This is a genomic window from Spirosoma sp., assembly GCF_048594605.1.
Lineage (GTDB): Bacteria > Bacteroidota > Bacteroidia > Cytophagales > Spirosomataceae > Spirosoma.
In genome coordinates, this window is record NZ_JBMDWV010000229.1 from 1 (window position 1) to 2,142 (window position 2,142).

The following is a 2,142-nucleotide window of genomic DNA, read 5'->3' on the forward strand; positions in this document are numbered from 1 at the left end:
ATTGCAGCACTCAGAGTACTGATGCAGGAACTTGAAGGTAACAGCAAATAATATTCAATAACTACAATCCATTGTTATATATGTCTACATTACAAAGTCAGCTTTCCCCCGAAGAGCAGAACTTATCTAAAGAATTCAAACAGCCTGAGAGAGCTGCTCTGGGCACCCTGGAGTCTCATCTTCAGCCATTGACCAAACTGGGAGGTTTTGATCTTTTAGAGTCAGTTATTGATAATATTCAAAACCTGAATCCTGATCGGAAAGCCCGTAAGAAGATTTTTTTAGAAGAGTCTGGCAAGAAAAAGGAGCGGGAGGCATTGAAAAATGCATTGAGTTGCTGGATAGATATATTAGAATCTACCGACGATATTTCCGAAATGGTGGCTAACAGTGATAAACTGGCTGAAACAGCCGACCGTACACTCAAGAAGAATATAAAAGCTGCGTTAGAGAGAACGCAGGATCTGGAGCGCTCCTATCGCTCGGTTGCCTTGTTCTTCAAAAACACCGAAAGTCAGAAAGTAAAAAATGTTTCTTTTATCAACGCTGAGCCGGATCAGTTAAAAGATCTGGACAATACAAGATTTATCGATCATGTTCAGGCGGAGCTGGTTAACAATTATGACAGGCTGGATTTACGTAACAACTATGGTATTTTAGTTTTACCCGGATATCTGGGCTCTAATAAAGTGGTTGAAAAATGGGCAAAAATTGCTTACGATAATAAGGTAATGCTGGTTACCGATTTCGAGAACCTTGATACACCAGACGACGTGATGGAATTGTTCGAAGCGGCTAATCTTACAGGGGGGGACGCTTATCGCTCCAATGTAGTAATGGCTTGTAATTGGCTGGTAGGGCGCGAAAAAGACGAAGAAGTTACTGAAGAAGACCATTTGTTTGTACCCCCCTCATCTTCACTCGCAGGTAAAATTTACTACACGTTGATGTCGCAGGTTACTGCGGGTAAAAAACATGGTAGCATGAATGAGGTGGACGGCGTGCGCTTCGACCTGAAAAAAAGTGAAATAGCCGGACTGGAAAAATTAGGGCTGGTTCCAATGGCGAAAGAATATGGCAAAGTAATGGCGTTTTCGGCCAAAACCTTATTCAATGGTGATAATATCGGACTTCAAACCTACTCTGTAGTTCGCGTATTTGACTACGTGGCTAAAGTGATGATGGATTTTCTGAACAGGCGTGCTTTCGAAAATTTCAATGCAAGCACAAGAAAGGAATTAAACGGACAGATCGTGAAGTTCCTGGACAGTATTACAGGCCCCAACAAGCTGATAGAGAATTTTACCATCAAAAGATTTGAGCAGGATCCCCAACAAAAAGACAGGGTATTCCTCGATATTCATCTCAAGCCCTACTTCCCTGCCAAAACATTTATGATAAAACTGGACGGACAGAAAGGTGACGATGCCGATGGAATTGAATGGATGTCGAAATATGAACAGGATTAGCGAAGCTTAAACGCTATAACAGCAGATACATCGTGAATCATTGCAGTGCTATCCCACGGATGGTGTTAGATATTTATTGCCCAACTCTTATAAAATAGCTATCATACTTTTTAAACTTCAAATTAATAATTATGTCATTTAAAGCACAATTAGACGTAGCAGGTGCTAAAAACAATGTACTTGACCTTAGCTACACCTTAAAACAGGAAACAGACGCAACCGGTCGTCCATCATCGGTTACACGTGGTGGTCAGATCACTATCACCGTTGAATCTACCGGGGATACTAAATTTTTTGAATGGATGTGTAATAATTTTGAGAGGAAGGACGGTAAAATAACTTTTACCAAGAGAGATTCTGACGCTACTATGAAAGAGCTCAGTTTCAAGGAAGGTTACCTGGTTGCCTACAGGGAAAACTTTAATGCGGCAGGCGAAAATCCTATTACTGAAACATTTACAATCAGCGCCAAAGAAATTGGTATGGGTAATGCATCTCACGTAAATGAATGGGCAGTATAAGCGCCTCTATAATACAAATCAGGTATACCCGGCAGTGAATAGCTGGGTTATATCTGTTATTAAGTCCAACCCTTATTTGTAGATCACACAGCTGTCGTAGCAGTAGAATCCGGTGATGTTATCCACAGCCGGATTTAATCATCCCTTACTTA

The 2,142-nt window shown here is 41.0% G+C and carries 2 protein-coding genes; both read left to right on the forward strand.

Features of this window, described 5'->3' with window-relative positions; genetic code table 11:
* The first annotated feature begins 80 nt into the window (after positions 1-80).
* Positions 81-1,469 (forward strand): DUF5458 family protein, encoded by a 1,389-nt coding sequence (locus ACOJS8_RS14600; protein ID WP_420149281.1) that lies wholly within the window; start codon positions 81-83, stop codon positions 1,467-1,469.
* 131 nt (positions 1,470-1,600) lie between these two features.
* A complete protein-coding gene (gene tssD, locus ACOJS8_RS14605) occupies positions 1,601-1,990 on the forward strand; it encodes a type VI secretion system tube protein TssD (RefSeq protein ID WP_420149282.1) in 390 nt (129 codons plus the stop codon).
* Positions 1,991-2,142 lie beyond the last annotated feature (152 nt).